23 protein-coding genes are annotated in these 26,634 nt (G+C 71.3%); 14 read left to right on the forward strand and 9 right to left on the reverse strand.

The genetic code is table 11. The features are described from left to right. The first annotated feature begins 37 nt into the window (after nucleotides 1-37). The 4 genes from ACZ6S4_RS00355 (at nucleotide 38) to ACZ6S4_RS00370 (ending at nucleotide 3,636) form a co-directional block, all read left to right on the forward strand. Nucleotides 38-661: a TetR/AcrR family transcriptional regulator gene (locus tag ACZ6S4_RS00355; RefSeq protein ID WP_465472771.1), complete on the forward strand. Its 624-nt coding sequence runs from the start codon at nucleotides 38-40 to the stop codon at nucleotides 659-661. An 80-nt stretch (nucleotides 662-741) separates the two neighbouring features. Continuing rightward, complete coding sequence (locus tag ACZ6S4_RS00360; protein WP_465472772.1) at nucleotides 742-2,091, forward strand: MFS transporter; 1,350 nt, start codon at nucleotides 742-744, stop codon at nucleotides 2,089-2,091. A 52-nt stretch (nucleotides 2,092-2,143) separates the two neighbouring features. After that, complete coding sequence (locus ACZ6S4_RS00365) at nucleotides 2,144-2,467, forward strand: hypothetical protein (RefSeq protein ID WP_465472773.1); 324 nt, start codon at nucleotides 2,144-2,146, stop codon at nucleotides 2,465-2,467. Continuing rightward, nucleotides 2,425-3,636, forward strand: coding sequence for a PQQ-dependent sugar dehydrogenase (locus ACZ6S4_RS00370; RefSeq protein ID WP_465472774.1), 1,212 nt, complete (start codon nucleotides 2,425-2,427; stop codon nucleotides 3,634-3,636). The genes ACZ6S4_RS00365 and ACZ6S4_RS00370 overlap by 43 nt, the downstream gene beginning before the upstream one ends. A 6-nt stretch (nucleotides 3,637-3,642) precedes the next feature. Here ACZ6S4_RS00370 and ACZ6S4_RS00375 read toward each other — a convergent pair whose 3' ends face one another. From ACZ6S4_RS00375 to lon, 3 genes are all read right to left on the reverse strand, one after another. Next, entirely contained in the window at nucleotides 3,643-5,079 is a 1,437-nt protein-coding gene (locus ACZ6S4_RS00375; protein WP_465473476.1) for an MFS transporter, read from the reverse strand. A 25-nt stretch (nucleotides 5,080-5,104) separates the two neighbouring features. Then, nucleotides 5,105-5,905 (reverse strand): Fpg/Nei family DNA glycosylase, encoded by an 801-nt coding sequence (locus tag ACZ6S4_RS00380; protein ID WP_465472775.1) that lies wholly within the window; start codon nucleotides 5,903-5,905, stop codon nucleotides 5,105-5,107. A gap of 77 nt (nucleotides 5,906-5,982) precedes the next feature. Continuing rightward, entirely contained in the window at nucleotides 5,983-8,235 is a 2,253-nt protein-coding gene (lon, locus tag ACZ6S4_RS00385) for an endopeptidase La (RefSeq protein ID WP_465473477.1), read from the reverse strand. 184 nt (nucleotides 8,236-8,419) lie between these two features. Here lon and ACZ6S4_RS00390 point away from each other — a divergent pair, with 184 nt between their 5' ends. After that, nucleotides 8,420-9,601 (forward strand): MFS transporter, encoded by a 1,182-nt coding sequence (locus ACZ6S4_RS00390; RefSeq protein WP_465472776.1) that lies wholly within the window; start codon nucleotides 8,420-8,422, stop codon nucleotides 9,599-9,601. A 9-nt stretch (nucleotides 9,602-9,610) separates the two neighbouring features. Next, nucleotides 9,611-10,297 (forward strand): FadR/GntR family transcriptional regulator, encoded by a 687-nt coding sequence (locus tag ACZ6S4_RS00395; protein WP_465472777.1) that lies wholly within the window; start codon nucleotides 9,611-9,613, stop codon nucleotides 10,295-10,297. 24 nt (nucleotides 10,298-10,321) lie between these two features. Here the strand turns inward: ACZ6S4_RS00395 and ACZ6S4_RS00400 are convergent, their stop codons facing one another. Further along, entirely contained in the window at nucleotides 10,322-12,316 is a 1,995-nt protein-coding gene (locus tag ACZ6S4_RS00400; protein ID WP_465472778.1) for a sensor histidine kinase, read from the reverse strand. A gap of 114 nt (nucleotides 12,317-12,430) precedes the next feature. Continuing rightward, a complete protein-coding gene (locus ACZ6S4_RS00405) occupies nucleotides 12,431-12,976 on the reverse strand; it encodes a YybH family protein (protein WP_465472779.1) in 546 nt (181 codons plus the stop codon). A 571-nt stretch (nucleotides 12,977-13,547) separates the two neighbouring features. Here ACZ6S4_RS00405 and ACZ6S4_RS00410 point away from each other — a divergent pair. Both ACZ6S4_RS00410 and ACZ6S4_RS00415 read left to right on the forward strand, forming a co-directional pair. After that, the gene (locus ACZ6S4_RS00410; protein ID WP_465472780.1) at nucleotides 13,548-13,727 is read left to right on the forward strand and encodes a hypothetical protein; all 180 of its coding nucleotides are present in this window, start codon (nucleotides 13,548-13,550) and stop codon (nucleotides 13,725-13,727) included. Continuing rightward, nucleotides 13,724-13,885: a hypothetical protein gene (locus ACZ6S4_RS00415; RefSeq protein ID WP_465472781.1), complete on the forward strand. Its 162-nt coding sequence runs from the start codon at nucleotides 13,724-13,726 to the stop codon at nucleotides 13,883-13,885. The genes ACZ6S4_RS00410 and ACZ6S4_RS00415 overlap by 4 nt, the downstream gene beginning before the upstream one ends. A 19-nt stretch (nucleotides 13,886-13,904) precedes the next feature. On the opposite strand, the gene ACZ6S4_RS00420 is transcribed toward ACZ6S4_RS00415, so the two are convergent. The 3 genes from ACZ6S4_RS00420 to ACZ6S4_RS00430 all read right to left on the reverse strand — a co-directional run bounded on the left by ACZ6S4_RS00420 (nucleotide 13,905) and on the right by ACZ6S4_RS00430 (nucleotide 16,054). Next, nucleotides 13,905-14,258 (reverse strand): hypothetical protein, encoded by a 354-nt coding sequence (locus tag ACZ6S4_RS00420; protein ID WP_465472782.1) that lies wholly within the window; start codon nucleotides 14,256-14,258, stop codon nucleotides 13,905-13,907. A gap of 69 nt (nucleotides 14,259-14,327) precedes the next feature. Beyond that, on the reverse strand, nucleotides 14,328-15,200 hold the full coding sequence (locus ACZ6S4_RS00425; protein ID WP_465472783.1) for an NAD(P)-dependent oxidoreductase: 873 nt from the start codon (nucleotides 15,198-15,200) through the stop codon (nucleotides 14,328-14,330). Further along, entirely contained in the window at nucleotides 15,197-16,054 is an 858-nt protein-coding gene (locus tag ACZ6S4_RS00430) for an NAD(P)-dependent oxidoreductase (protein WP_465472784.1), read from the reverse strand. The genes ACZ6S4_RS00425 and ACZ6S4_RS00430 overlap by 4 nt, the downstream gene beginning before the upstream one ends. 139 nt (nucleotides 16,055-16,193) lie before the next feature. Between ACZ6S4_RS00430 and ACZ6S4_RS00435 the strand changes: the two genes are divergently transcribed. From ACZ6S4_RS00435 to ACZ6S4_RS00460, 6 genes are all read left to right on the forward strand, one after another. After that, nucleotides 16,194-16,535: a winged helix-turn-helix transcriptional regulator gene (locus tag ACZ6S4_RS00435; protein ID WP_465472785.1), complete on the forward strand. Its 342-nt coding sequence runs from the start codon at nucleotides 16,194-16,196 to the stop codon at nucleotides 16,533-16,535. Nucleotides 16,536-16,548: 13 nt separating this feature from the next. Continuing rightward, the gene (locus ACZ6S4_RS00440; RefSeq protein WP_465472786.1) at nucleotides 16,549-17,382 is read left to right on the forward strand and encodes a metallophosphoesterase family protein; all 834 of its coding nucleotides are present in this window, start codon (nucleotides 16,549-16,551) and stop codon (nucleotides 17,380-17,382) included. Between the two features lie 187 nt (nucleotides 17,383-17,569). Further along, on the forward strand, nucleotides 17,570-23,536 hold the full coding sequence (locus ACZ6S4_RS00445; protein ID WP_465472787.1) for an amino acid adenylation domain-containing protein: 5,967 nt from the start codon (nucleotides 17,570-17,572) through the stop codon (nucleotides 23,534-23,536). Then, the gene (locus ACZ6S4_RS00450) at nucleotides 23,533-23,736 is read left to right on the forward strand and encodes an MbtH family protein (RefSeq protein WP_465472788.1); all 204 of its coding nucleotides are present in this window, start codon (nucleotides 23,533-23,535) and stop codon (nucleotides 23,734-23,736) included. The genes ACZ6S4_RS00445 and ACZ6S4_RS00450 overlap by 4 nt, the downstream gene beginning before the upstream one ends. Beyond that, complete coding sequence (locus ACZ6S4_RS00455; protein ID WP_465472789.1) at nucleotides 23,736-24,455, forward strand: sulfotransferase-like domain-containing protein; 720 nt, start codon at nucleotides 23,736-23,738, stop codon at nucleotides 24,453-24,455. Before ACZ6S4_RS00450 ends, ACZ6S4_RS00455 begins: the two co-directional genes overlap by 1 nt. A 33-nt stretch (nucleotides 24,456-24,488) precedes the next feature. After that, nucleotides 24,489-26,213: an ABC transporter ATP-binding protein gene (locus ACZ6S4_RS00460; protein WP_465472790.1), complete on the forward strand. Its 1,725-nt coding sequence runs from the start codon at nucleotides 24,489-24,491 to the stop codon at nucleotides 26,211-26,213. Nucleotides 26,214-26,215: 2 nt separating this feature from the next. Here ACZ6S4_RS00460 and ACZ6S4_RS00465 read toward each other — a convergent pair whose 3' ends face one another. Beyond that, complete coding sequence (locus tag ACZ6S4_RS00465; RefSeq protein WP_465472791.1) at nucleotides 26,216-26,620, reverse strand: hypothetical protein; 405 nt, start codon at nucleotides 26,618-26,620, stop codon at nucleotides 26,216-26,218. Between the last annotated feature and the right edge of the window lie 14 nt (nucleotides 26,621-26,634).

Raw genomic sequence — 26,634 nt, forward strand, 5'->3', positions numbered from 1 at the left:
GCATGTCAAGGATACTGATCCGGTAGCCTGCCACGTGATGAGTGATGCGCCCGAGACCCGTCGCCGCCGCTCCGACGCCCGGCGCAGCATCGACGCCATCCTCACCGCGGCCCGCACGCTGCTCGGCGAGCGGCCGGACGCCAGCATGGAAGAACTCGCGACCGCGGCCGGCGTCACCCGCCAGACCGTCTACGCCCACTTCGCGTCGCGAGACGCGCTGATCGCGGCGCTGATCGATGCCGCGGGAGCCGAGACCGTCGACGCCTTCGATGCCGCACGCCTCGATACCGGCCCGCCGGCCGCAGCGCTACGCAAGTACCTCGACATCGGATGGCAGCTCATCCGCCGCTATCCATACCTCCTCACGACGGCCCTGGCCCGTACCCCACCCGGCAACAAAGCCACGCACCTGGCCGGCACCGGGCAACTCGAACGAGTCATCCGGCGCGGCCAACGCACCCGGGACTTCGACCCTGCCCTTCCGGCCGACTGGCTGGCTGTCGCCATCATCGGACTCGTCCACACCGCAGCCGACCAGGTCGCCGCTGGGCACCTCACCGTCGACGAGGCGTACCTCATGTTGTCCGAAAGCGCGCTGCGGCTGTGCGGTGTCGCCGGAACCGGCGACAAGGCCGTGGGAAATCTCGACGAGGTCCAGTAGGTCCGGTCAACCCGGGCGGGCCGCGCTCCCGGCGGCAAACGAGTGGACATGAACCCCGCTCGAGGTTCTACCGTCGGGCCATGACCGCGATCACGGGCCACCGCCGTACGTTCTTCCACCTGCTGGTGAGCACGCTGCTGGTGTCGGTGGTGAACTACACCGTCTGGTTCGCGGTGACCTTCTGGGTGTACCTGCAGACCCGCTCGGTCTTCGCCACGGGACTGGTGGCCGCCGTGTTCCTCGTGCTCACCGCGCTGACCGGCATCTGGTTCGGCAGCCTGGTCGACCACCACGCGAAGAAGACGATGATGCAGGTCTCCGCGGCCGTCTCGCTCCTGCTGTACGCGGCCGCATTCGCCCTGTACCTGATGACACCTCCGGCCTCGTTCACCGATGCGGGCAGCGTGACGCTGTGGGCGTTCGTCCTGCTGCTCATGGTGGGTGTCATCGCCGGCAGCATCCGTACGATCGCCCTGCCGACGCTGGTGACCGTGCTGATCGACGAGGACGCCCGGGACCGGGCCAACGGGCTGGTCGGCACGACCTCAGGCACGTCGTTCCTGGTCACCTCGGTGATCAGCGGCATCCTGGTCGGGATCGACGGCATGTTCTGGGTGCTCGCGCCGGCCCTGGTGGTCCTGGCCCTCGCCCTGGTCCACCTCGCGGTGGTGCCGGTGCCCGCCCCGGCGGTGGAGGTGCCCGCCGGCGAGGAGCGCCGCGTCGACCTGCGCGGGACGATCCGCGTGGTGGCCGAGGTGCCCGGCCTGACCGCGCTGATCCTGTTCTCCGCGTTCAACAACCTGCTCGGCGGCGTCTTCATGGCACTGCTGGACGCGTACGGGCTGTCTCTCGTCTCGGTGCAGGCGTGGGGACTGTTGTGGGGCGTGCTGAGCACCGGGTTCATCGTGGGCGGGCTGCTCATCGCGCGTACCGGGCTGAGCCGCAACCCGGTCCGGTTGCTGCTGCTGGTCAACGTCACCCTGTGGATCGTGACGCTGCTGTTCCCGCTGCGCTCCTCGGTCTGGCTGATGGCGGCCGGCCTGTACGTCTACATGCTGGCCGTACCGTTCGCCGAGGCGGCCGAGCAGACCATCCTGCAGAAGGTGGTGCCGTACGAGCGGCAGGGGCGGGTGTTCGGCTTCGCGCAGAGCGTGGAGCAGGCCGCCTCCCCGCTGACCGCGTTCCTCATCGCGCCGGTGGCCCAGTTCGTGGTCATCCCGTTCATGACCGACGGCGCCGGGGCCCGGACGATCGGCGGCTGGTTCGGTACGGGCGCGGACCGCGGGCTCGCGCTGGTGTTCGTGCTGACCGGGGTGATCGGCCTGGCCGCCACCGTGGCGGCGCTGAACAGCCGGCCGTACCGGCGGCTCAGCGCCCGGTACACGCAGGAGCCGGCGCCCGCCGCGCCCGAGACGGCTGTGACAGGGTGATCCGAACCCGGCGCCACGGCGGCGGACGCCGTCCCACCAGTATCCGACCGGCGTGGCATTGTCGCTGCAGCGGCGCGTCGAGCTGCTCGACGCGCTCGTCCGGGCCCGGGCGGCCGGCATGGGCCTGGCGAACGAAATCGCCGCCGCGGCGCCCGATCCGCCGGGCGTCGTCTTCGGGTACGGCATGATCGAAGCGCGCCGCATCGACGAAGGGCCTGCCCGGCTCCATCAATGTCGGGAGAACGGTTGGCCTCAGCGTTGGACATCGGCGGAACTCGATATATTGTGGGAGCGCTCCCAGGTTGTGTCCTCCACTCTGCTCGAGGAGCCGATATGTCGCGACGACTCGTTCTGGTCCTGTCCGCGCTTCTGCTGACCTCGGTGTCGGTGCCGGGCATCGCCGCGGCCGGCCCGTCCCACACCCGGGCGGCGCCCCTCGCCGAGCTGACCGTGGTGTCCGAACAGGTGGCTTCCGGCCTGCGGCGCCCGATCGCGATCACCGGGCTCCCGGACGGCCGGATGCTGATCGCCGAGAAGGACGGCACCGTCCGCGCCTACCATCCCGACACGGGGCTGGCGGCCGAGCCGGTGCTCGACCTGACCGCCCGGATCGACACGTCGGACAACGAGCGCGGCCTGCTCGGCATCACGCCCGCGCCGAACTTCGCGCGGACCGGGATCCTCTACGTGGCCTACACGAGCCTGCCGGCCGGCACGCTGACCCTGGCCCGGGTGCCCCTCAGCGCCCCGGAGCGGCTCCAGGTGCTGCTCACCCAGGAGCACTCCGAGTACGGCAACCACAACGGCGGCCAGGTCGCGTTCGGCCGCGAGGGCTACCTCTACTGGTCGCTCGGCGACGGCGGCCACGCGAACGACCCGTTCAAGGCCGGTCAGGACCTCGGCACGCTGCTCGGCAAAATCGTGCGGATCGACGTCAACCGCGCCTGCGGGGCGAAGCCCTACTGCGTGCCCTTCGACAACCCGTTCGTCCGTACGGCGGGCGCGCGGCCGGAGATCTGGGTCTACGGGCTGCGCAACCCGTGGCGGTTCTCCATCGACCCGGCCGACAACTCGCTGTGGATCGGCGACGTCGGCCAGGGCCTGGTCGAGGAGATCGACCACATCCGCCCGTCGCAGCGGGGCGCGAACCTCGGCTGGTCCTGCCGCGAGGGCACCCCGGTGTTCGACCCGCAGCAGTGCACGCCTGGTGGGAAGTACACCGACCCGGTCTTCGAGTACGAACACTTCATGACGGAGAGCTGCTCGGTGACCGGCGGCGTGGTCTACCGAGGGTCGCGGACCCCCGAGGCCCGGGGCACCTACATCGCGAGCGACTACTGCTCGACCCTCGCCTTCGCCGTGCGGCCCAAGCCCGGGGGCGGCTACGAGTCCGCCACGATCGGCCGCTTCCCCACCCAGCCGACCGCGTTCGGCACCGACGTGCACGGCGAGCTGTACGTGCTCAGCGACCTCCCGGGATGGCTGAACCGAGTGCACTTCGAGCGCGTCCAGCCACCCTCGAGTGCCGCGGTGGCGAACCGCTGAACCGCACTATCGCGCGGGAGCGGGTGACGCGGTGGCTGATTCCTCGGTCACCGCGTCCGCTGAGCGCGGGATCAGGCCGGCCAGCGCCACCATGACCACGGACACCAGCAGCATGGCGATGAAGATGCGGTGGACGGCGTCGGTCAGCCGGGCCGGATCGACGGCGCCGCGGCCGACCACCGCGTTGGCCATCGCGCCGAAGACCGCGACGCCGAGAGCGCTGCCCAGCGAGCGGAGGAAGATGTTGTTCGCGGTCACCACACCGCGTTCGGTCCAGCCGACGCTGGACTGCGCGGCGATCAGCGTGGGCGCCGCGGTCAGGCCCATGCCCAGGCCGATGACCAGGCAGTAGGCGCCCACCTCGAAGACCGAGGACCGCTGGTCCAGCAGCAGCAACAAAGCGACCCCGCCGACCACCAGCGACGAGCCGATCAGGGCGCAGCCGCGGAAGCCGACGCGCAGGTACACCTTGCCGGCCTGGCTGGCGGAGATCGGCCAGCCGATGGTGAGCGCGCCCAGGGCGAGACCGGCCACCAGCGGGCCGGTGCCGAGCGCTTCCTGCGCGTACACGGGAATGTAGGAACTGAGGCCGAGCAGGATCGCCCCGACGCCCACCGCCAGGAAACCGCTGCTGAGCAGCAGCCGGCGGCGGAAGATCCACAGCGGGAGCACCGGGTCGGGCGCGGAGCGCTCGACGAAGCCGAACGCGACCAGCAGGATCACCCCGACGCCGAGGACTGCGATGCCGATCGGCGAGGTCCAGGCCCAGGCCTGTCCGCCCTCCAGCACGCCCAGGATCACCAGGGTGAGACCGGCCGCGAGCAGGGCCGCGCCGCGATAGTCGACGGCCGGGCGCCGCCGCTCGACGCGCTCGTGGAAGCGGCGCAGGATCATGGCGCCGGCCAGCAGGCAGATGGGGATGTTGACGAAGAAGATCCAGCGCCACGACACCCACTCGGAGAACACCCCGCCCAGCGTCGGCCCGACCACCGACGCGACGCCCCAGACGCTGGCCACGTACCCCTGGACCTTGGCCCGCTCGCGGACCGAGTAGAGGTCGCCGATGATCGTGATGGTGGTCGGCATGATCGCCCCGGCGCCGAGGCCCTGGAGCACCCGGAAGACGATCAACGGCACGATGCTCCAGGCCACTCCGCACAGGATCGAGCTGACCAGGAACAACCCGATCCCCCAGAGGATCACCGGCTTGCGCCCGAACAGGTCGTTGAGCTTGCCGTAGATCGGCACCGAGACGGCCTGGGCCAGCAGGTAGACGGAGAAGAGCCAGGGGAACTCGGTGAAGCCGCCGATGTCGTCGACGATCGACGGCACCGCGGTGGCGATGATCGTCGAGTCGATGGCGATGAGGGCGGTGGAGAGCATCACCGCGAGCAGGACCGGGCCGCGTGCGGAGCGCAGCCCCACGTTGTTCTCCGTCACCATGAACACCTACCCCACGCGAGCCCGTTCAGACCTGTTCCCGGCTGCACCACCAGCTCGTCCGCCCGCCGACCGTGCTCTTGACCATGGGCGCGCCGTCGCGGGGGCAGCGGCCTCCGGGGATGCGGAACGGGATGATCCCCAGCGTGTGCACCCCGCCGTCCTTGATCGCCGAGCGGACGGCCCGGCGCGTGGCCCGCAGCAGGCGGTCGACGTCGTCGGCGGTGAGCCGGTCGACCCGGCGCCCGGGGTTGATGCGCGCCGACCACAGGATCTGGTCGGCCAGCAGGTTCCCGATCCCGGCGATCGCCTCCTGGTCGAGCAGGCGGGCCTTGACCGGCGCCGTGCCGGACGCGAGCGCCGCCCGGAACTCGGCCGGGGTCATCGTGGCCGCGTCCGGGCCCAGCGAGGCGATCGGCGGGTCCAGGCGTACGCGGCCGAGCCGGCGCGGGTCGACCAGCATCAGCCGGCCGCCGTCGGCGAACGTCAGCGAGAAACGGCCCCACCGGTAGTCGCCGAGCCCGCGGCGGCCCTCCCAGTAGTCGCCGCCGTCGATCTCGCTGCCGTCCGGGTCGGCGATCACGATCTTGCCGGACATGCCCAGGTGGATGCCGAGCTCGGGGCCGTCGTCGCCGGCATCGCACCACATGCTCTTGCCCCGGCGGTGCGCCGCGGTCAGCGCCCGCCCGACCAGCGCGGCGCGGATCTGGCCCGGCCGGTGCGGACGGCACACGTACGTGTCGGAGTCGTCCACGTCGACGATCTCGCGGCGCAGGCCGGCCCGCTCGATGACCGCCCGCGCCGATTCGACTTCCGGCAGCTCCGGCATGGTTTCTCCCCGATCGGCGGACGCGGAAGCCGCCCGGGCCGAGCGCCCGGGCGGCTTCCTTTGTACGGCAACTACCCTCAGGCGGCCGCGACCATGCCGGCGGACACGGGCTCCAGCGCCGAGCTGAGAATCTCCCGGACGTCAGAGACGATGTGTACGGTCAGCGCCTTCAGCACGTCGGCCGGTACCTCGTCGAGGTCGGGTTCGTTGCGCTGCGGCAGGTACACCTCGGTGAGCCCGGCCCGCTGGGCGGCGAGCAGCTTCTGCTTCACGCCGCCGATGGGCAGGACCCGGCCGGTCAGCGACACCTCGCCGGTCATGCCCACCTCGGCGCGCACGTTGCGGCCGAGCAGCAGCGAGACCAGCGCGGTGGTCATGGTGACACCGGCCGACGGCCCGTCCTTGGGCACCGCGCCCGCGGGCACGTGCAGGTGGATCGGGTGATCCAGCTGCTCCGGGGAGATGCCGAACTCCTCGGCGTGCGCCCGCACGTAGGAGAGGGCGATCTGCGCCGACTCCTTCATGACGTCACCGAGCTGGCCGGTGACCGACAGCCCGCCCTTGTCACCGGGCAGCAGCGAGGCCTCGATGTAGAGCACGTCGCCACCCATCCCGGTCACGGCCAGGCCGGTGGCGACACCCGGCACGGCGGTCCGCTCGGACGACTCCGGCAGGAACCGCGGTCGCCCGATCAGGCCCTTGAGGTCGGCGGGCCCGATGGTGACGGGCAGGTCCTTGAGAGCGGCCTTGCGGAACGTCTTGGCCAGCAGGCGCTCGAACGACCGTACGCCGGCTTCCCGGGTGTAATTGGCCGCGATCTCGCGCAGAGCGTCCTCGGTGACCGTCACCTCGCCGGGCGACAGTGCGGCCCGCTCCAGCTGGCGGGGAACCAGGAAGTCGCGGGCGATGGCGACCTTGTCGCTCTCGGTGTAGCCGTCGATCGAGATGAGCTCCATCCGGTCGAACAGCGCCTGCGGAATCGTCTCCAGCACGTTCGCCGTCGCGATGAACAGCACGTCGGACAAGTCCAGGTCCAGGTCGAGGTAGTGGTCGCGGAAGGTGTGGTTCTGCGCCGGGTCCAGCACCTCCAGCAGCGCCGCGGCGGGGTCACCGCGGTAGTCGCTGCCGACCTTGTCGACCTCGTCGAGCAGCACGACCGGGTTCATCGAACCGGCTTCCCGGACGGCCCGCACGATGCGTCCGGGCAGCGCCCCGACGTACGTACGGCGGTGGCCGCGGATCTCCGCCTCGTCGCGGACGCCGCCGAGGGCGACCCGGACGAACTTACGGCCGAGCGTGCGCGCGACCGACTCACCCAGCGACGTCTTGCCGACGCCGGGCGGCCCGGCCAGCAGGATCACCGCGCCGGAGCCGCGGCCGCCGACGACCGACAGGCCCCGGGACTCGCGGCGGGCCCGGACACCGAGGTATTCCACGATGCGTTCCTTGACCTCGTCCAGCCCGTGGTGATCGGCGTCGAGGACGGCCCGGGCCGCGTCGAGGTCCACGGCGTCCTCGGTCCGGACGTTCCAGGGCAGCTCCAGGACGGTGTCGAGCCAGGTCCGGATCCAACCCGCCTCCGGGTTCTGCTCGCCGCCGCGCTCGAGCTTGCCGACCTCGCGCAGCGCCGCCTCGCGGACGTTGTCCGGCAGCTCGGCCGACTCGACCCGGGCGCGGTAGTCGTCGCTGCCGTCGGCCTCGCCCTCGCCGAGCTCCTTGCGGATGGCCTTGAGCTGCTCACGCAGCAGGTACTCACGGTTGCGCTTCTCGACCGACTCGCGGACGTCACTGTCGATCTTGTCGCTGACCTCGGACTCGGCCAGGAAGTCACCGGTCCACTCGATCAGCAACCGCAGCCGGGCCTCGACATCGGCAGTCTCCAGCAGCTCGCGCTTGCGGTCGTTGGACAGGTACGGCGCCCAGCCGGCGGTGTCCGCCAGGTCGCCGGGGTCGTCGATGGCACTGACCGAATCGATGACCTGCCACGCCTCACGGCGCTGCAACACCGAGACCACCAGCTGCTTGTACTCGGCGGCGAGCTCGCGGGCGTGCTCAGTGGCCGCGGTGGGCGTGACCGGTTCGGCCTCGACCCACAGGGCCGCACCGGGTCCGGTCACTCCGCCGCCGATCTTGGCGCGGACGCCCGTACGCAGGACAGCGGCGGGCGACCCGCCGCGGGACTTGCCGACCTGCTGAAGGCTGGCCACGACGCCGTGGGTCGCGTAGCGGTCCTCGAGGCGCGGGGCGATGAGCAGTTCGGAGCCGGCCGAGGTGCGGGCCGCGTCGACGGCGGCCTGCGCGGCCTCATCCAGCTCGATCGGGACAACCATGCCGGGGAGCAGGACGATGTCGTCAAGGAACAACACGGGGAGTCGCTTGCTGGTCACTCGGTACCTCCGAGAAGTTGAGTATGTCGCGCTCAACCTCGGGGCCGTTCCCGATCTTCCGGTGTTCACTGCAGGCGAAAATCACTCGCTCTAGATTCATCCCATAATCCCATGTTTCACTGGTCCGGTGTCCACCACCACGCTCGCCCCGGCCCGGCTGGCCCGGGGCATCCTGCTCGCCGTCGCCCTGACCGCCCTCAACCTGCGCACGGCCGTGACCGGATTCAGCGTGCTGACCGGGGACGCCGCCGAGGATCTGCACTTCGGGCCGCTGGTCGCCGGGGCCATCGGCACGATCGTGACCGCCTGTTTCGCGGTGGCCGCGTTCGCTGCCCCACCCCTGGCCCGCCGGCTCGGCCTGGAACGTACCGCCGCGCTCGCGGTGACCGCCACCACCGCCGGCATCCTGCTGCGCGCCGTCGCGTGGTCCCCGGCCGTCATGATCGTCGCCACCGTGATCGCCTTCGCCGGGGTCGGCGCGTCCAACGTCATCCTGATCCCGATCGTGAAGCAGCACTTCCCGGAGCGGCTGAACGCGGTCAGCACCATGTACATGGTGCTGCTCCAGGTCGGCCAACTGGCCGCGCCGCTGCTCGCGCTGCCGTTGGCCCACGCGTACGGCTGGCGTACGGCAGCAGGCGCCTGGGCCGTGGTGACCGCCGTGGCGGCGGTGCTGTGGTTCATCGCGGTTCCCCGGTCCCGCGCCCCGGCCATACCGGCCCCGGCCCCGGCACCCGTCTTTTGGCGTACCCCACTGGTTTTGGGCCTGATCGGCCTGATGGCGATGACCACGCTGCACGTCTACACGCTGGTGACCTGGTTCCCGGCCATGCTGGAGGACGCCGGGCTGAGCACGACCGCCAGCGCGCTGCTGCTGTCCTGGTTCGCCGGGCTCGGCCTGATCGCCGCCTTCGTGGTGCCGCCGCTGACCAAGCGCATGCGCAACAGCTATCCGATCGTCGTGGTGTGCGTCGCGCTGATGGGCGTCGGTTACGGGGGCATGCTGACGGCCCCGGCGGCCGGCGCCTTCGTCTGGGCGACCGCCTTCGGCCTGGGCGTGAGCACGTTCCCGCTCTGCCTGACCCTGATCGGCGCCCGCGCGGCCGACCCGCAGAGCGCCTCTCGGCTGTCCGGCCTGGTCCAGGGCGTCGGCTACGGCATCGGCTGCGTCGGCCCGCTGACCCTCGGCGCGATCAACCAGCTCAGCGACGGCTGGAACTCGACGTACGTGCTGCTGGCGGCCACCCTGCTGATCACCCTCGGCGCCGGCTGGGCCGCGTGCCGGCCGGTCCCCGCGCCCGCCGATTAGGCTGCACCCGTGTCCCGCCCGATGTTTGATCGCGCCGCCCTCAGCACCCGCGTGACCGACCTCTTCCGGTCCCAGGTCACCGACGGCATCTGGCCGCTGGGCGGCAAGATCCCGACCGAGTCCGAGCTGGTCGAATGGAGCGGCGCCGGGCGCAACACGGTACGCGAGGCGATCGGCTCGCTGGTGCAGGCCGGCATCCTGCGGCGCGAGCAGGGCCGCGGAACCTTCGTGGTGTCGACGTCCGACCTGCGCTCGTCGGTGTCCCGCCGGGTCGCGGCCACCTCCCGCCGCGACAGCCTGGAGCTGCGGCTGGCGCTGGACGCCGCGGCCGCCCGGATCGCCGCGGTCCGCCGCACCGAGGGCGACACCGAACGCCTGGTCGCGCTCCTGCACGAGCGGCAGAACGCCTGGGCCGGCGGCGACGCGCACGCGCGGGTGCGCGCCGACTCCGCGCTGCACCGTGCGGTGGTCGGCGCCACCCACAACGCGCTGATGCAGGAGGTCTACGAGGGACTGCTCGGCGTGTTCGAGGAGGTGCAACTGCACGACGTGACCGGCGAGACGGACGCCTTGGCCCAGCTGCACACCGACCTGGTCGAAGCGATCGTTGACGGCGACTCCGACCGCGCGGCGGCCACCATGTCGACGCTGCTCCAGCCGATGATCCAGGGCGCCGAGCCGTCCACCCCGTCCTGACGGCGTGGCCGCTCGTCACCCGCCTTACCTGTCCTCTACGGCCCGCCGGGTACCTCGGCGGCCCTGGGCGACCATTCCCACCAGCTTGGCCGCGTTGGAGCGGCGCGCTCCCCCGGCCGGTGCTGTGACCGGTGCGGCCACCGGGACGGCCAGCTCGAGCGGGAGCGTCACAGTCGCGATGACGCCGCGGTGGGGTGACGGCCGCAGTACGACACCGATCCCCCACTGAGCAGCCAGGAAACCGACGACGAAGAGGCCGAGTCGCGCGCTCTTGGCCGGGTCGAACTCCTGCGGCTCGGCCAGCCGGCGATTGGTCTCGTCCAGGACGGACCGGGACATCCCCAGGCCCTGATCCTCGATCTCGATCGTGACGCCGTCCGGGACCCGTTCGGCCGACACCCGCACCGGCGTGTCGGGCGGGGAGAACGTCGTACCGTTCTCCAGCAGCTCGGCGAGCAGATGCCCGAGGTCGGTCACGGCCGGCTCCGGCACTTCCGCGTCCGTCAGCAGGCCGATCTCTATCCGTTCCGCGTGTTCCACCTCGCCCGCCGCCCGGGTGATGATCCGGGCCAGCGGCTCCGGGCCGAATCCGCGCCGGCTGCGCGCCGAGCCCGCGAGAATCACGAGATGTTCGGCGTGCCGGCGCATCTGGACGGCCAGCTGCTCGACCCGGGTCGTCGCACGTTCCGCGGCGGCGTCCCCGGCCGGCGCCTGGGCGAGGGCCTGGAGCTGCCGGTCCACCAGCGTCTGGTTGCGGCGGGCGATGTTCACCAGAGCCTTGTTCATGTCGTAGCGCAGCGCGGCCTCGCCGGCCGCGGAGTCGATCGCGCTCTGCTGCACCTCGCTCAGCGCGGCCCCGACGTCGGCGATCTCGTCGTCGCCCAGTGACAGGCGCAGCGGGTCGCCGTCCACGTCGATCTGCTCACCCGCCCGCACCCGCATGACCATCTCGGGCAGTCGCCGATGGGCCAGTTCGTTCGCCGCTGTGCGCAGGACCGACAGCCGCCGTACGACGGAACCGCCGATGCGGATCGACAGGAGCAGCGACGCCAGGATGGCGATCAGGCCCAGCAGGCCGGATATGCCGAACCGGAACAGGATCCGGTCGCGTTCCGCATCGGCGAACTCCGCGGCCTTGCCGTAGCCGGTGGCCAGGAAGTCGTAGAACTGACGGACAGCCGGGATGAAGGTCGCCTTCCACTCGGCCCGCGTGGTCGACACCGGTCCGCCGAAACCCTCGTCCCGGAGGATGCGATCCTCGGCCGCCCGCAGCGCCACGAAGGTGGGGCCGCTGAGCATGCTCTTGAAGGCGGCCTGGTCCGGCGCCGGCAGCGTGGAACCGGCGACCGGGATCTGGAAGCGCAACGCCCCGACGATCTCGGTCAGTTGCCGACGCTCCCCGGCGTCGAACCGGGCCGCCGAGGTCACGCCGGTCAGCAGGGCGTCCTCCTGGTGGAGCAGCTCGCCGGTCCGGCGCATGGCGACCGAGGTGCGCATGACCCGTTCCACCAGCGGATCGCTGGAGACGGCAGCCGCGGTGGACACGCTGAAGGCGTAGCTGATGATGCCGTTGTACCCGCTCACGGCCACGGCCCGGGTGATGCTCCCGGCGTCGACCTGGGTACGCAGCAGGACCAGGGAGTCGCGGGCCGCGAGCATGTCCGCGATCCGGGCCCGGGTGATGTCGGCCGAGATGCCGCTGCCCCGGAAGTGCCGGGAAAGGCCGCGGAACTCGGCGACCGCCGCGTCGGTCGCCGCCCGTTGAGCCCGCAGCGCGGCGATGTCTCCGCCGGCCACCGCCAGGATCTCGACGGACAGACTGCGCTCGGCCTGCAGCGCCGCCACCATCTTGTCGCACGGCAAGCTGACGTTGTCCTGGGTGTGGTTGGTGTTCCGCAGCGCCGTCGCGTCGGCGAACGACGCGTTGACATCCAGGATCCACAGCGCGGTCAACGCCGCCACGGGCACCAGCAGCACCAGGATGATCTTGGAACGGATGGACCTCGGTTTTCGCCCCACGAGACCTCATTCATGGCAGTTGCTCCATGCCCGTGGATCAGGTGGACGTCCCCGGGCCCGGCATCTGGGATCGCTCCCAGATGAGTACTCGGCGGAACAGTCCCTGGTTCAGAATCAGCCGAAGGTGCCCGGAAAAACGACAGATCCTGCCCGTACGCGCGAGGGCCGGTCGCGCGCCCCGGGAAGGGCTGTCAGCAGCAGGTCGACCTCATCCGCCGGGATCGGCTGGGATGACGTGTGGTCGCCGACGATCTTCCAGTCGTCGCCGAGCCGTTGCCAGACCAGCGTGTTGTGGGTGCGGATGTCCACGACCGAGCCGTCCGCGACGACGAGGCGGGCGATGAACACCAGTCGCGAGACGGCCAGGTCCCCGGACCGCATGATCTCCGGACCGTCCTCGAGCCGGTGCACCGCCGAGCGCAGGCCGTTGAACGTCGGCTCCCAGATCGCCTGGTATTCGGCGGCGCTGCGGACGATCCGATGCTCCGGATCCATGTCGTCGTAGAGCCGGAGCGTGTCGAGGTCCCAGTCGTAGTGCGAGCCCTGGATCTCACGGAAATCCCAGTGCCCGGCACCCGGCTCCTTGTCCCAGCCCCACAGCCACCGCAGGTGCAGTGCCCGGACGTCGGAGACGTCTGCCCGGACTGAATGACCACTCATCCGGGTTCCCCTTCCATCGCCCGGCGGTGGGTGTGGCCGTCGGACGTCACCCACATCCCCACGTACGGGTGCGCCGCACCGGCCGGCGACGGGGCACTCAGGGCAGGCTCCCCGGAAGCCACCCCGGAGCACCCGCTGAGCAGCACGGTCAGGCACGCGCCGCCCACTACGGCCTCACCCGCTGCATCATCGGTCCAGCCCTTCGAGTCGAATCCATGAATCGAAGGTACGGAGACCGGCGTGGCCGAGGGAGGCCGCGCCGCACCCCCTCAGCTTGGATCTCGCGGATACAGTTCCGGACTTCGGCAGCGGCGGCGTGGCGACGCTGATCGTGAGCTGACCTGTCCTGATCGGAAGGGGCGATGCCGGCCGGTCGAGCCCGCCCGGCAGCCGATCCGGAGGCTTCGGCGATTCTTCGATCGGGCCGGCCAGTGGCGTTGCTGCTCGACGGCGAGGCGCTCACCGAGGACGGCCTGGCGGCGGCCAACCGGTTCGCCCAGACCGCGCCGGCGCCACGTTGTTCTGCCCGACCTGGCTGGCCTGGCTGCGCCGAGGAGTGGGTGTTCCGGCGGTGACACCGCTCGCCTACGTGCGATCGCAGCTGGACGGTGTCCGCCACGTGCTGTCCATCGGGGCCCGCCCGTCCGTGGCCTCCTTCGCCATGTACACCCTGTCCGCCCTGTGGACCCACGCCCGCGAGGGCGCACCGCCCGCCAGTGGTGCGCCGGTCGGCCGCGGCTCGCCTCGATGATCGACGTCACCTCGCCCGAGCTGGACTTTGTCGCGCGGAGCAACGCCATGGGTGTGCCCGCGACCCGCGCGGAGACCACCGCGGAACCGGCCGCGCAGTTCGCAGCGGCGATCGCCCGCCCCGGCCCGCACCTGATCGAAGCAGTCCGCACACCTTGACGGCGACAACTGAACCGTTTCAGGCCGCCTCATTGCTGCGCCAGCCGTGCTTGAGAGACGAATGCCCGCCGGGATGCCCCACGAACAGAGTGCAATCCAGGTCGTCGCGGCTCTCGACGGCAGGATCCTGGCGCGCCGGGCACCAGGTGTACGGGTTGATCTCGGACGCGCTCAGCGTCCACTGGACCCACCACATAGTCTCCTCGACCTGCTGGCCGAGGGCGGCGTGGGAGCCCGAGTGGCCCCGTTCGAGTTCACAGCCCAGCTCGGACTGCACGCTCGGCGCCGGCACCGGGAGCTCACCGAAAAAGGCGAGCTGTGCCGCGTCAAGGGTGATGCGGGCGGGGCAGGCAACCGGATCTTCGCTGTCCATAGACATGTATCCATTGTTGCCCCCGACGGGGGTCTCCCACACCTGACAGCTGAACCGGTTTGGTAAAAATCAGGCCTTGATCACTTCGTAGAGGGCCGTCCAGCCGTCGGTGCCGTGACCCGCGGCGACAGCCCGGTCGTAGTGCGACCTGACGGCCGCCGGCAGCTCGCGGTCGACACCGGCCTTTTCACTGGTACGCAGAATGTGCTCGGCCGTGGCCCCCATCATCAGGACGGTGCTGAGGTCTCCCGGGTGTTGCCCGGCAGCGATGCTGGCCGCCAGCTCGGCGCCACTGCCGGCCATCGCCGGGACGTCGGCGAGCATCTTCATGGCGTCGGGCAGGAAATCGGCGGCCGGGACGCCGGCCGCGGTCACCATGGCGGTGGAGTGCAGCAGGCCGGACAGCGTGGTGAGGAAGACGTTCAGCTGGGCCTGGTAGAACAGCTGGGCCAGTCCTGGATCGGCGCCGAGGTAGCGCGGATCGCCGATCAACCGCAGTGCCGGTTCGTGGGCGGCGAAGACCTCGCCGGGGCCGCTGTAGTAGACATACGCGCCGGGCCCGCCGACCATCGGGGGCGGCACCATGACGCCGCCGGTGACGAAGTGTGCGCCGTGGCCGGCCGCCCAGTTCGCGGCCTCGCGGGACGCGTCGGGCGTGTCCGAGCTGAGGTTGACGAGGTCACGGCCGGTCAGGAAGTCCGGGTCCCGGCCCAGGATCCGGTACATCGCCTCGTAGTCGGTGAGGCTGAGGATGGTGAGCGGGCCGGCGGTCACCGCCTCCGCCGGAGTGGCCGCCCGGGTGGCACCGGCTTCGACCAGGCCGTCGGCGCGTGCGGGCGTACGGTTCCACACGGTGACCGGGTGGCCGGCCCGCAGCAGGACACCGGCCATGGCCCGGCCCATCGGGCCCAGGCCGATCACGGTGACAGGTTCCTGGCTCATCGGGTGGTCCTCATTTCTTCGAAGATCCGGCCGGTGTCGAGATCGCCGTGACCGGCGGTGATCTGCCGGCGGACGAGGTCGTGCACGGGTTGCAGCACCTCGGTCGAGACGCCCTGGCCGGTGCTCGCGCGCAGCAGGGCGGCCAGGGCTGCCTCGGTGAACCGCAGGCTCTGGCCCTCGCCGGCGTAGTGCCCGGCGTCGACCGTCGCCGCGTAGCCGGCGAGGCCGCCGGTCATGGCGGCCAGGAACGGCGCCTGCCGCCGAGCGAACTCGGCCGCCGGGACGCCCGCGGCGGCAAGCATCGCCGCACCGTGCAGGAAGCCGGCGACCATCGTGTACATGCCGGTGAGCATCGCCATGTCGTAGAGCGCGGCTAGCCCCGCGTCGGCACCGAAGAAGGTGCTCTCGCCCCACCGGTCGAGCAGGTCGCGGTACTCAGTGAGGACGGCCTCGGAGCCGGCGTAGAAGATCGCCGATCCGGGGCCGCCGATCATGTCGGGGACGGCCAGGATCGCGCCGTCGAGGTAGGCGATGCCGTGGCCGGTGGCCCACGCGGCGAGTTCCCGCGATTCGGCGGGTGTGGTCGTGGTCAGGTTGATCACGGCACGGCCGGTCAGCGCGGCGGCGACCGGGCCCAGGACGTCGTGGACCGAGCGGTGGTCGAACAGGCAGACGACGACCGGGCCGTCGCCGGTGACGGCCTTCTCGACGGTGTCGGCGACGATCGCGCCGCGACCGGCCAGCGGCTGCGCCCGCCGTGGGTCGCGGTTCCATACGACCGCGGGACGGCCGGCGTCCAGCAGTGTCGCGGCCAGGGCTGTGCCCATCGCGCCCGTACCCAGGAATGTGGTCATGGGTACCGATGATTTGCCCGTACAGTCGGGCCGGCAAGTACCCACTATTTTGTTCGGTACTTACCAACGGGTAAGTGTGGAGGCGACGATGGCAGCCGGCGCGAGGCGTGGACCGTACATCTGTGGCATCGATGCCGGGATGGACGTGGTGACCGGTAAGTGGAAGTCGTTGATCCTCTGGGAGCTCAACTCCTACGGCGTCCGGCGCTTCGGTGAGCTGCGGCGGGGACTGCCGGGAGTGAGCGAGAAGATGCTCGTCCAGCACCTGCGCGAGATGGAGGAGGACGGGCTGGTCCACCGCGAGATCTACCGCGAGGTGCCGCCCCGCGTGGAGTATTCGCTGACTCCGGACGGCATCTCCCTCAACGAGGCCCTCAGCGCCCTCGGCTCCTGGGGGCAGCAGCGGGTCAAGCGCCTCGCCGCTGAGGGCAGCCTCGTCGAGGCCGTCAACCCGCCACCGGGGCCCGCGCCAGAGCTCTGACATGATCGATGCGATGACGGGGAGCCTGTTCGCAGTCAGTGATCTGCACGTCTCGTACCCGAGGAACAGGAAGATCGCCGGACGGCTGCGCCCGGAGTCGCCGGATGACTGGCTCATCGTGGCCGGTGACGTCGGCGAGCTCTTCGCCGACGTCGAGCAGACGCTGGCCGGGCTGCGTGATCAATTCGCCATGGTGATCTGGGCGCCCGGCAACCACGAGCTGTGGACCCACCCGAACGATCCGGTGCAGCTGCGCGGCGTGGAGCGCTACGACGCGCTCGTCCGGATGTGCCGGGACAACGGTGTGCTCACCCCGGAGGACGATTATCCGGTGTGGACGGGGCCGGGCGGCCCGGTCACCGTGGCGCCGTTGTTCCTGCTCTACGACTACTCGTTCCGGGTGCCCGGGGTCACCGGCAAGGAGGAGTCGCTGCGCCGCGCGTACGAGGCCGGGGTGGTCTGCACCGACGAGATGATGCTGCATCCGGCGCCGTTCCCGGACCGGGAGTCGTGGTGCTGGGACCGGGTGGCGCGCACCCGCGAGCGGCTGGACGCCATTGACCCGGCGATGTCCACAGTGCTGGTCAGTCACTGGCCGCTGGTCCGCGAGCCGACCGACGTCCTGCACTATCCGGACTTCGCGCAGTGGTGCGGCACCGAGCTGACCGCGGACTGGCACCGGCGGTACCGCGCGACCGTGGCGGTCTACGGCCATCTGCACATCCCCCGGACAACCCACTACGACGGCGTCCGCTTCGAAGAGGTGTCGCTCGGTTACCCACGGGAGTGGGTCCGTCGGGGCACTCCCCCGCAGCCGATGCGCCGGATCCTCGGCGACGGGTCATAGGTACGCCCAGCTCGCTGCCTTGACCACCGTCAAATCCACTTTGTACCGCACACGCTCCTAGGACTCTTTCCAGACCTATTTTGTGCACTTTATTTCCGGTGATTTGTCTCATCTTGATCCGCCCACGCCGAAAGAGCAGATTGGCACGATCTCAGCACGACGGCGTGACAGCGGAGGAGACGAGCCATTGATCAGCTCTGACGAAGAGGCCCGGACCCTGCCGGAGATGTTCGCCGCGCAGGTCGCACGCGCCGGCAGCGACCCGGCTGTGGTCGCCGACGACGCCACGGTGTCCTTCCAGGAGCTGGACGAGCGGTCGAACCGGCTGGCCCGTGTTCTGGTCGCCCAGGGCGTCGGTCCCGAGGTCGCGGTCGGGCTGGTGCTGAACCGGTCGATCGAGTTCGTGGTCGCGGCGCTGGCGGTGGTGAAGGCCGGCGGCAGCTACGTCCCGGTGGACGCCGCGTACCCGGCCGCGCGGGCGGCGTTCATGCTGTCGGACGCCCGGGTGCGGAGCGTGGTGACCACGACGGCCACGCGTCCCTCGGCGTCCGCGGGCGTCACGGAGCTGGTGCTGGACGACCCCAAGACCGCCGACGACATCGCCTCGCACGACGCCGGCATCGTCCGGGACGCGCAGCGGCACGCCCCGCTGCTGCCGGAGCACGCCGCCTACGTGATCTACACGTCGGGCTCGACCGGCCGGCCCAAGGGCGTGGTGGTGACCCATCGCGGCGTGACGAACCTGGCGACGGCGCAGCGGACCCTGCTCGGGCTCGGCCCGGGCAAGCGGCGCCTGCAGTTCGCCTCGGTCAGCTTCGACGCGTCGGTGTCCGAGCTGTGGTCGACCCTGCTGTCGGGCGCGACGCTGGTCGTCGCGGACGGATCGCGGCTGGTGCCCGGCCGCGCGCTGGCCGAGCTGGTCGAGAGCCGCGGCGTCACCCACGTGACGTTGCCGCCGTCGCTGCTGTCCGCGGTGGAGACCGGTGGTGGGCTGCCGGACGGCGTGACGCTGGTCGTCGCCGGGGAGGCCTGCCCGCCCGCGATGGTGGCCCGCTGGTCCCGTAACAGGGTGATGCTCAACGCCTACGGACCGACCGAGACCACGGTCGCCGCCACCGTGAGCGAGCCCCTCGGTGCGGAGGGGACGCCGCCGATCGGCCGGCCGATCCCCCATGTCCGGGCCTACGTGCTCGACGACCTCCTGCGGGAGGCAGCAACCGGCGAGCTCTACCTGGCCGGTGCCGGGGTGGCCCGCGGCTATGCCGGCCGGCCGGCCCTGACGGCCCAACGGTTCGTGGCCGATCCGTTCGGCCCGCCCGGGGAGCGGATGTACCGGACCGGGGACGTGGTGCGCCGGCTTGCCGACGGTCAGCTGGAGTTCGTCGGCCGCGCTGACGCGCAGGTCAAGATCCGCGGCGTACGGGTCGAGCCCGGCGAGGTGGAGGCCGCCCTGATGGGCCTGGCCGGAGTTGATCAGGCGGTGGTACTGGTGCACGGCGCCGGCGCGGATCGGCGGCTGACGGCGTACGTGGTCACCGAGGCCGGCCATCGTGACGTGGGGACGCTGCGGCGACGTCTCGCGGCGGTGGTCCCGGACCATCTCGTGCCGTCGGTGTTCGTGCTGATGGACGCGCTGCCGGTGACCGGGAACGGCAAGGTGGACCGCCAGGCGCTGCCCGATCCCGGCACCACCGGGAACGAGCGGGAGTACGCGGCGCCGGTGGGCGCGGTGGAACAGACGCTGGCCCGGCTGTGGGAGGAGATCCTGGGCGTGCCCCGGGTCGGCCGCAATGACGAGTTCTACGCTCTGGGCGGGCACTCGCTGATGGCCACGCAGCTGGTCAACCGGGTGCGGTCGGTGCTCAAGGTCGAGCTGCCGGTCCGGGACCTCTTCGAGACCTCGAACCTGGCCGAGCTGGCCCGGCGGGTGTCGGTCCTCAAGGGCGGGACCCGGCCCGTGCTGCGCCGCCGGACCCGCCCGGCGGTGGTGCCGCTGTCGTACCCGCAGCAGCGGCTGTGGCTCACCGCGCAGCTGCGCGCGAACGACACGGCGTACCACATCCCGGTCGTCGTCCGGCTGACCGGCGAGCTCGACATCGCCGCCCTGCACGCGGCCGTCACCGACGTGGTCCGGCGGCACGAGCCCCTGCGTACGGTGTTCCCGCTGCTGGACGGCGAGCCCCAGCAGCGGGTCGTGCCGATGGCCGACGTCGGTCCGCTGCTGGTCCGGGGCGAGGTCGAGGCCACGGAGCTGGGCCGGGCCGTGGACGGGCTGGTCCAGCGCCGCTTCGACCTGACCCGGGACCTGCCGTTCCGGGCGCACCTGCTCACGGTGGGACCCGGCGACCATGCCCTGGTCCTGCTGCTGCACCACATCGCCGCTGACGGTTCCTCGATGGAGCCGTTGATGCGCGACTTCAGCGAGGCGTACGAGCAGCGCCGCGCGGGGCAGGCGCCGCAGTGGACCGAGCTGCCGGTGCAGTACGCGGACTTCGCCCTGTGGCAGCGCGACGCGGTGAAGGTGGCCCGCGACCAGGTGGCGTACTGGACGGACCTGCTGCACGGGGTACCCGACGAGTTGCCGCTGCCCACCGACCGCGTCCGGCCGGCTGTGGGCACGTACCGGGGCGGTTCGGTGCCGTTGAAGGTGCCGGTCGACGTGCACGAGAGTCTCGTGGCGCTGGCCCGCCGCAACGGCGCGAGCGTCTTCATGGTGGTCCAGTCGGCGGTGGCGGCGCTGCTGTCGCGGCTGGGTGCTGGTGCCGACATCCCGCTCGGCTGGCCGGTCGCGGGACGGGTCGACGAGGCCCTCGACGATCTGGTCGGCTTCTTCGTCAACACCCTGGTGCTGCGGGCCGACCTGACCGGCGATCCGTCGTTCGAGCAACTGCTGACCCGGGTGCGCGAGCAGGACCTGGCGGCGTTCAGCAACCAGGACGTGCCGTTCGAGAGCGTGGTCGAGGTGCTCAACCCGGCCCGGGTGCCGGGCCGGCACCCGCTGTTCCAGGTCATGGTGGCGTTGCAGGTCGGCCGGACCGCGGTGCTCGACCTGACCGGCGTCGACATGAAACGTGTCGCGGTCGGTTCCGGGTCGGCCAAGTTCGATCTGAGTTTCCAGTTCGTGGAGTTCTCGGACGCCGGCGGACGGCCCGCCGGGATGGGCGGTGAGCTGACCTTCGCCGCCGACCTGTTCGACCGGGACACCGCCAAGCGCATGATCGAGATGCTCGGCCGGCTGCTGGCCGCGGCCGTGGCCGATCCCGCAAAGCCGATCGCCCGGCTGCCGCTGCTGAGCGCCGACGAGCGCCGGGTGGCCGCGCAGGCGAGCGCCGGCGACGTCCGGGACCGGACCGGGCCATGGATCCACCAGCTCATCGAGGGCCACGCCCGGGAGACGCCGGCCGCGCCGGCCGTACGGTTCGAGGGCCGGACCCTGCCGTACGAGGAGCTCAATCGCCGGGCGAACCAGCTGGCCCACCGCCTGATCCGGGCCGGCGCCGGACCGGACGTGCTGGTGGGCATCAGCATGGAACGCGGCTTCGACCTGGTCATCGCCGTCCTCGCCGTGATGAAGACCGGCGGCGCGTTCGTTCCCCTCGATCCCGACCTGCCCGCCGCCCGCCGGGCGCTGATGATCGCGGATCTGGGCACCGCCGTGGTGCTCACCCACGAACCGGTCCGGCCGCGGCTCCCCGAGGACCCCGGGCTGCTGTTGTGCCTGGACGAGCAGGCCACCGCCCTGGCCGCGGAGCCGGAGCACGACCCCGGGGTCGCGGTGACCGCCGAGGACACCGCGTACGTCCTCTACACCTCCGGCACCACCGGGACGCCGAAGGGCGTGGTGAACGTCCGGGGCGCGATCGGCAACCGGTTCGCCTGGATGACCGAGAAGTTCGCCGTGACCCCGGGCGACCGCGTGCTGCAGAAGTCCCCGGTCACCTTCGACACCTCGGTCTGGGAGCTGCTCTGGCCGCTGACCTGCGGGGCGACCGTCGTGATGGCCCGGCCCGACGGGCACCGCGACAGCGGCTACCTCGTCGGGGTCATCCGCGACGAAGAGGTCTGCCTGGCCGACTTCGTGCCGTCGATGCTGGAGATGTTCCTGGCCGAGCCGGGCGCCGAGCGGTGCACCAGCCTGCGCCACGTCATCGCCGGCGGGGAGGTCCTTCCGCTGGGCCTGCGCAGCCGCTTCTTCGAGGCGCTGCCCGGCACCAGGCTCCACAACCTGTACGGGCCGACCGAAACGGCGATCGGCGTGACCAGTTGGGACTGCCGGCCGGACGACGACGGCCGCACGGTTCCCATCGGCCGCCCGATCCCCAACGCCCGGGTCTATGTGCTCGGGGCCGACGCCGAGCATCTGCCGGCCGGCGTGCCCGGTGAGATCTGCATCGCGGGACGTCCGCTGGCCCGCGGCTACCTCAACCGGCCCGGCCTGACCGCGGAACGGTTCGTGGCGGACCCGTTCGTGCCCGGCGAGCGGATGTACCGCACCGGCGACCGGGGGCTACGCCGCGCCGACGGCGCGATCGAGTTCCTCGGCCGGCACGACGACCAGGTCAAGATCCGCGGCGTGCGGGTCGAGCTGGGTGAGGTCGAGGCCGCGGCGGCGGCACTTTCCGGGGTACGCCGGGCCGCGGTCACGGTACGCGGAACCGGCGTCGACGCCCGCTTGATCGCGTACGTGGTGGCCGACTCCACGACGGACGTGGCGGTGCTGCGCCGGGAGATGGCAGCCGCCGTACCCGATCATCTTGTGCCGTCGGTGTTCGTGGTGCTGGACGCCGTGCCGCTGACCGTGCACGGCAAGGTGGACCGGCTCGCCCTGCCGGACCCGGGCGACGCGGCCAAGCGGCCTTACGTCGAGCCGGTCGGCGCCGTGGAGCAGTCCCTGGCCGGGTTGTGGGCGCAGATCCTCGGCGTCCCCCGCGCGGGCCGCGACGACAACTTCTTCGTCCTGGGCGGGCACTCGCTGCTGGCCATGCAGCTGGTCAATCAGATCCGGTCGGTGCTGCGGGTGGATCTGCCGTTCCGCGCGGTCTTTGAGAGCGCGACGCTGGCCGACCTGGCCGGCCTGATCGAGGGCCTGCCCACGCTCGCGGCGCCCAGCGGCTCCGCGGAGATCGAGCAGCGGATGCGCCGGCTGGTCGCCGACGCGCTGGAGGTCGGCCAGGTGGCCGCCGAGGACAACATCTTCGACCTCGGCGGGGGCCGGGAAACCGTGGAGCGGCTGAGCCGGGCCATCGAGGCGGAGTTCGGCGTACCGGTCAACCCGCTCGTGGTCGCCGCCGTGCCGACCGCGCGGAACCTGGCCGGCTGGGTCGCGGCCGGGCCGGACGACGCGGCGCTGGACGTGCTGGTGCCGCTGCGGCCGCACACCGGGACCACCTCGCTGTTCTGCGTCCATCCGCTCGGCGGCCTGAGCTGGCTCTACTACCCGCTGGTCAACGCCGTGCCCGAGGACGTCGGGGTGTACGGCGTCCAGGCCCGCGGCCTGCGCCCCGGCGACGCGATGCCGGCCAGCTTGACCGCGATGGCCGCCGACTACGTCCAGCAGATCCGCGCTGTCCAGCCGGAGGGTCCGTACCACCTGCTCGGGCTGTGCGCCGGCGGCGAGATCGTCCATGAGATGGCCGTGCAGCTGCAGCGGGACGGCCAGCGGATCCAGCTGCTGGCGATGCTCGACTCCCGGCCCACCCCGCACCGCCGGGCGACCCGGGTGGCCCGGCTGAACGCGGTCGCGCGGCACTTCGACCTGGACGTGCCCGCCGAGCAGCGGCACCTGCTGACCGGCGATGCCCTCTACGACCAGCTGCGGCAGCGTCAGGGCCCCTACTCGTTCCTGATGCGGCAGAAGGGCCGGGCGATCGTCGACTTCTACGAAAACATGATCAAGCTCGTGGACAACCACGAGTTCGGCCTCTTCGACGGCGACGTCCTGTTCGTCGAGGCAGCCGCGGCGCGAACGCCCGAGCAGTACTTCTCCCCGATGTGGCAGCGGTACGTCACCGGCCACATCGACGTCCTCGTCCTGAAATACCTGCACCGGCAGCTGGCCCGGGCGGAGGTGCTGGAAATGATCGGCGCCCGGGTGGCCGAGCACCTCGACCGCTCCCCCAGCGCGCCGACGACCACCGGAAGGCCGGCCGAATGAGCAACCCCTTCGAACGCGACGACACGCCGTACCTGGTGCTGGTCAACGACGAGAACCAGCACTCGCTGTGGCCGGAGACGATCGACGTGCCGGCGGGCTGGCGGACCGTGTCCGGCCCGGACAGCCGCGACGCCTGCCTGAGCTACATCGAGCGGGAGTGGACCGACATCCGTCCCGCCGGCCTGGCCGGGCCGGTGTGATGCCGGCAGCCCGGTCCGGCCTGCTCTTCCTCTGGGGAACGCCGCGGTCCCGATCGACGGCGTTCCTGCGGATGATGCTCGAACGCGGGGACCACGAGGTCTACCACGAACCGTTCTCCAGCATCGTCGTGCAGGGCCACGCAACGGTCGGCGACGCCACCGCCACCAGCCACGCCGAACTGCTGAAGCTGCTCGACGAGCGGGCGCGTGACCGGCGGGTCTTCGTCAAGGAGACGACCGAGTACGACTACCTCGGCAACGGCGGCGAGGACATCCCGGCCACCGGCCGGCACACGTTCATCATCCGCGACCCCCGGTCGGTGATCGCCTCGCACTACGCGATGAACCCCGACATGGTCTGTGCCGAGGTGGGCTACGGCCACCAGGCCGAGCTCGCCCGCCGGGTCAGGGAGGCGTCCGGGGCCACCCCGCACGTCGTCGAGGCCGAGGCGCTGATCGCGACACCGGGCGAGGTCATCCGGCGCTACTGCGAGCACGCCGGGATACCGTTCCTGGCCTCGGCGCTGTCCTGGCAGCCGGGCGACCACCGCGTCTGGAGCCGGACCCGGCCCTGGCACCGCGACGTCGCGAACAGCTCCGGCTTCACCGAACCGCAGCGCACGTACGCGGACACGGTGGACAACAACCCGAAGCTGGCCGAGTGCTACCGGTGCCACCTGCCGCACTACGAGTTCCTGCGGGCGTGGGCGGCCCGTTAACCTCGGCTCATCCCGTACGGAAGGTTGTGCTCTTTGCAAGACGTCCCGCTGCGCCGCATCGCCCGGCTCTTCAAGGCGCACCGACTGCGCCTGGCCGTGGTGACCGGGCTCATCATGGCGTCCTCCGTGCTGGGCATGGCCTCCCCCTTCCTGCTGCGCGAGGTCATCGACCGCGCACTGCCGGAGAAGAACGTCCCGCTGCTCGCCTGGCTGGTCACCGGCATGGTGGCCGTCGCCGCGGTGACCGCCGCACTGGGCGTCGTCCAGACGTGGATGTCCGCCACCGTCGGCCAGCGGGTCGTGCACCAGCTGCGGATCGACGTCTTCACCCACCTGCAGCGGCAGTCCGTCGCGTTCTTCACCCGCACCCGCACCGGCGAGATCCAGTCGCGCATCACCAACGACGTCGGCGGCGTGCAGTCGGTGGTCACCTCGACCGCCGCGTCGATCACCTCCAACCTGACCACCGCGGTGGCCAGCGCGATCGCCATGGTCGCGCTGTCCTGGCAGCTCTCCCTGGTCTCGCTGATCGTGCTGCCACCGGCGCTGCACCTGAGCCGGCGGGTCGCGAAGATGCGCAAGGAGATCACCGCCCTGCGCCAGACCGAGCTGGCCGACCTCAACGTGACCATCGAGGAGGGCCTGTCGATCAGCGGGGCCCAGCTGAGCAAGACCATGGGCGCCGGCGCCGCGCTCGTCGAGCGGTTCAGCCTGTCCTCGACCCGCCTCATCGACCTGCAGATGCGCTCGCAGCTGGCCGGCCGGTGGCGGATGGCCACGATGAGCATCATCTTCGCCGCCATCCCGGCGATCATCTACCTCAGCGCCGGACTGCCGCCGACCGCCGGCACCCTGAGCATCGGCACGCTGGTTGCCTTCACCACTCTGCAGGCCGGGCTCTTCCGGCCGCTGATGGGCCTGCTCAACGTCGGCGTCTCGCTGAGCACCTCGAAGGTGCTGTTCGGGCGCATCTTCGAATACCTGGACCTGCCGGTCGAGGTGGACGACCCGGCCCAGCCGGTCGAGCTGCCCCGCCCGGTCCGCGGGCACCTACGCTTCGAGAACGTGACCTTCCGCTACCCCGGCAGCAGCACGGCGGCGATCGACAACGTCTGCCTGGACGTGCCGGCCGGCACGTCCCTCGCGCTGGTCGGCGAGACCGGCTCGGGCAAGACCACCATCGGCGCGCTGATCGTGCGGTTTCACGATCCGGCCGCCGGCCGGATCACCATCGACGGCATCGACCTTCGCGACCTGCGCCTGGCCGACCTGGCTTCGGTGGTCGGGCTGGTCAGCCAGGAGACCTACCTGCTGCACACCACGGTCCGGGAGAATCTCCGGTACGCCCGCCCGGACGCCACCGACGCCCAGATCGAGCAGGCCGCCCGAGCCGCCCAGATCCACGACGTGATCGCCGGGCTCCCCGACGGGTACGACACCGTCGTCGGCTCCCGCGGGCACCGCTTCTCCGGCGGCGAGAAGCAGCGCATCGCCATCGCCCGGACGCTGCTGCGCGACCCTCGCATCCTGGTCCTGGACGAGGCCACCAGCGCCCTGGACACCTCCACCGAGCGGGCCGTGCAGCGGGCCTTCGACGAACTGGCCCGCGGGCGCACCACGGTGACGATCGCGCACCGGCTGTCGACCGTGCGCAACGCCGACCAGATCGCCGTGGTCGACCACGGCCGCATCCTCGAACAGGGCACCCACGACACCCTGGTGTCGGTCGGCGGCCGGTACGCCGCCCTCACCGCGTGAGATCAGGGCTCGTCCAGCAGTACGCCCTCGGGTGAGTAGAAGTACTCGCGGACGTGCCGGGCCCAGTCCTCGATGCGCGGATCCTCCGAGTGCGACAACCACTCGGTCAGGTGCGCGTGCTCGTCGGTGTAGCCGTTCGCCGCCAGCCATCGCAGCGTCTCGTGCCGGCCGGCCCCGAAGATGGCCTGGGCGTCGAAGCCGATGCCGAGATCCATGTCGCCGGTGCGGAATTTGGCGGCATACAGCCGGGGCGCGTCCGCGGGATCGCCGATCCGGAAGAGCAGGAAGGCGGCCATGTAGATCTGCTCGAACTCGTCGCTCTCGCCGCTGTCGGAGCCTTCGCGCCAGGCCCTCTCGAGGTCAAAGATCTCCCGCAGCAGCGCGTGGTGCGGACGGGGGTCATCCACGTCCACCCTCCGGA

Source organism: Actinoplanes sp. NPDC051405, assembly GCF_055586185.1.

Coding starts and splice junctions, on each gene's coding strand:
- ACZ6S4_RS00355 (WP_465472771.1), top strand. CDS start 38: ATGAGTGATGCGCCCGAGACCCGTCGCCGCCGCTCCGACGCCCGGCGC.
- ACZ6S4_RS00360 (WP_465472772.1), top strand. CDS start 742: ATGACCGCGATCACGGGCCACCGCCGTACGTTCTTCCACCTGCTGGTG.
- ACZ6S4_RS00370 (WP_465472774.1), top strand. CDS start 2,425: ATGTCGCGACGACTCGTTCTGGTCCTGTCCGCGCTTCTGCTGACCTCG.
- ACZ6S4_RS00375 (WP_465473476.1), bottom strand. CDS start 5,079: ATGGTGACGGAGAACAACGTGGGGCTGCGCTCCGCACGCGGCCCGGTC.
- ACZ6S4_RS00380 (WP_465472775.1), bottom strand. CDS start 5,905: ATGCCGGAGCTGCCGGAAGTCGAATCGGCGCGGGCGGTCATCGAGCGG.
- lon (WP_465473477.1), bottom strand. CDS start 8,235: ATGGTTGTCCCGATCGAGCTGGATGAGGCCGCGCAGGCCGCCGTCGAC.
- ACZ6S4_RS00405 (WP_465472779.1), bottom strand. CDS start 12,976: ATGAGTGGTCATTCAGTCCGGGCAGACGTCTCCGACGTCCGGGCACTG.
- ACZ6S4_RS00415 (WP_465472781.1), top strand. CDS start 13,724: ATGATCGACGTCACCTCGCCCGAGCTGGACTTTGTCGCGCGGAGCAAC.
- ACZ6S4_RS00420 (WP_465472782.1), bottom strand. CDS start 14,258: ATGGACAGCGAAGATCCGGTTGCCTGCCCCGCCCGCATCACCCTTGAC.
- ACZ6S4_RS00425 (WP_465472783.1), bottom strand. CDS start 15,200: ATGAGCCAGGAACCTGTCACCGTGATCGGCCTGGGCCCGATGGGCCGG.
- ACZ6S4_RS00430 (WP_465472784.1), bottom strand. CDS start 16,054: ATGACCACATTCCTGGGTACGGGCGCGATGGGCACAGCCCTGGCCGCG.
- ACZ6S4_RS00435 (WP_465472785.1), top strand. CDS start 16,194: ATGGACGTGGTGACCGGTAAGTGGAAGTCGTTGATCCTCTGGGAGCTC.
- ACZ6S4_RS00440 (WP_465472786.1), top strand. CDS start 16,549: ATGACGGGGAGCCTGTTCGCAGTCAGTGATCTGCACGTCTCGTACCCG.
- ACZ6S4_RS00450 (WP_465472788.1), top strand. CDS start 23,533: ATGAGCAACCCCTTCGAACGCGACGACACGCCGTACCTGGTGCTGGTC.
- ACZ6S4_RS00455 (WP_465472789.1), top strand. CDS start 23,736: ATGCCGGCAGCCCGGTCCGGCCTGCTCTTCCTCTGGGGAACGCCGCGG.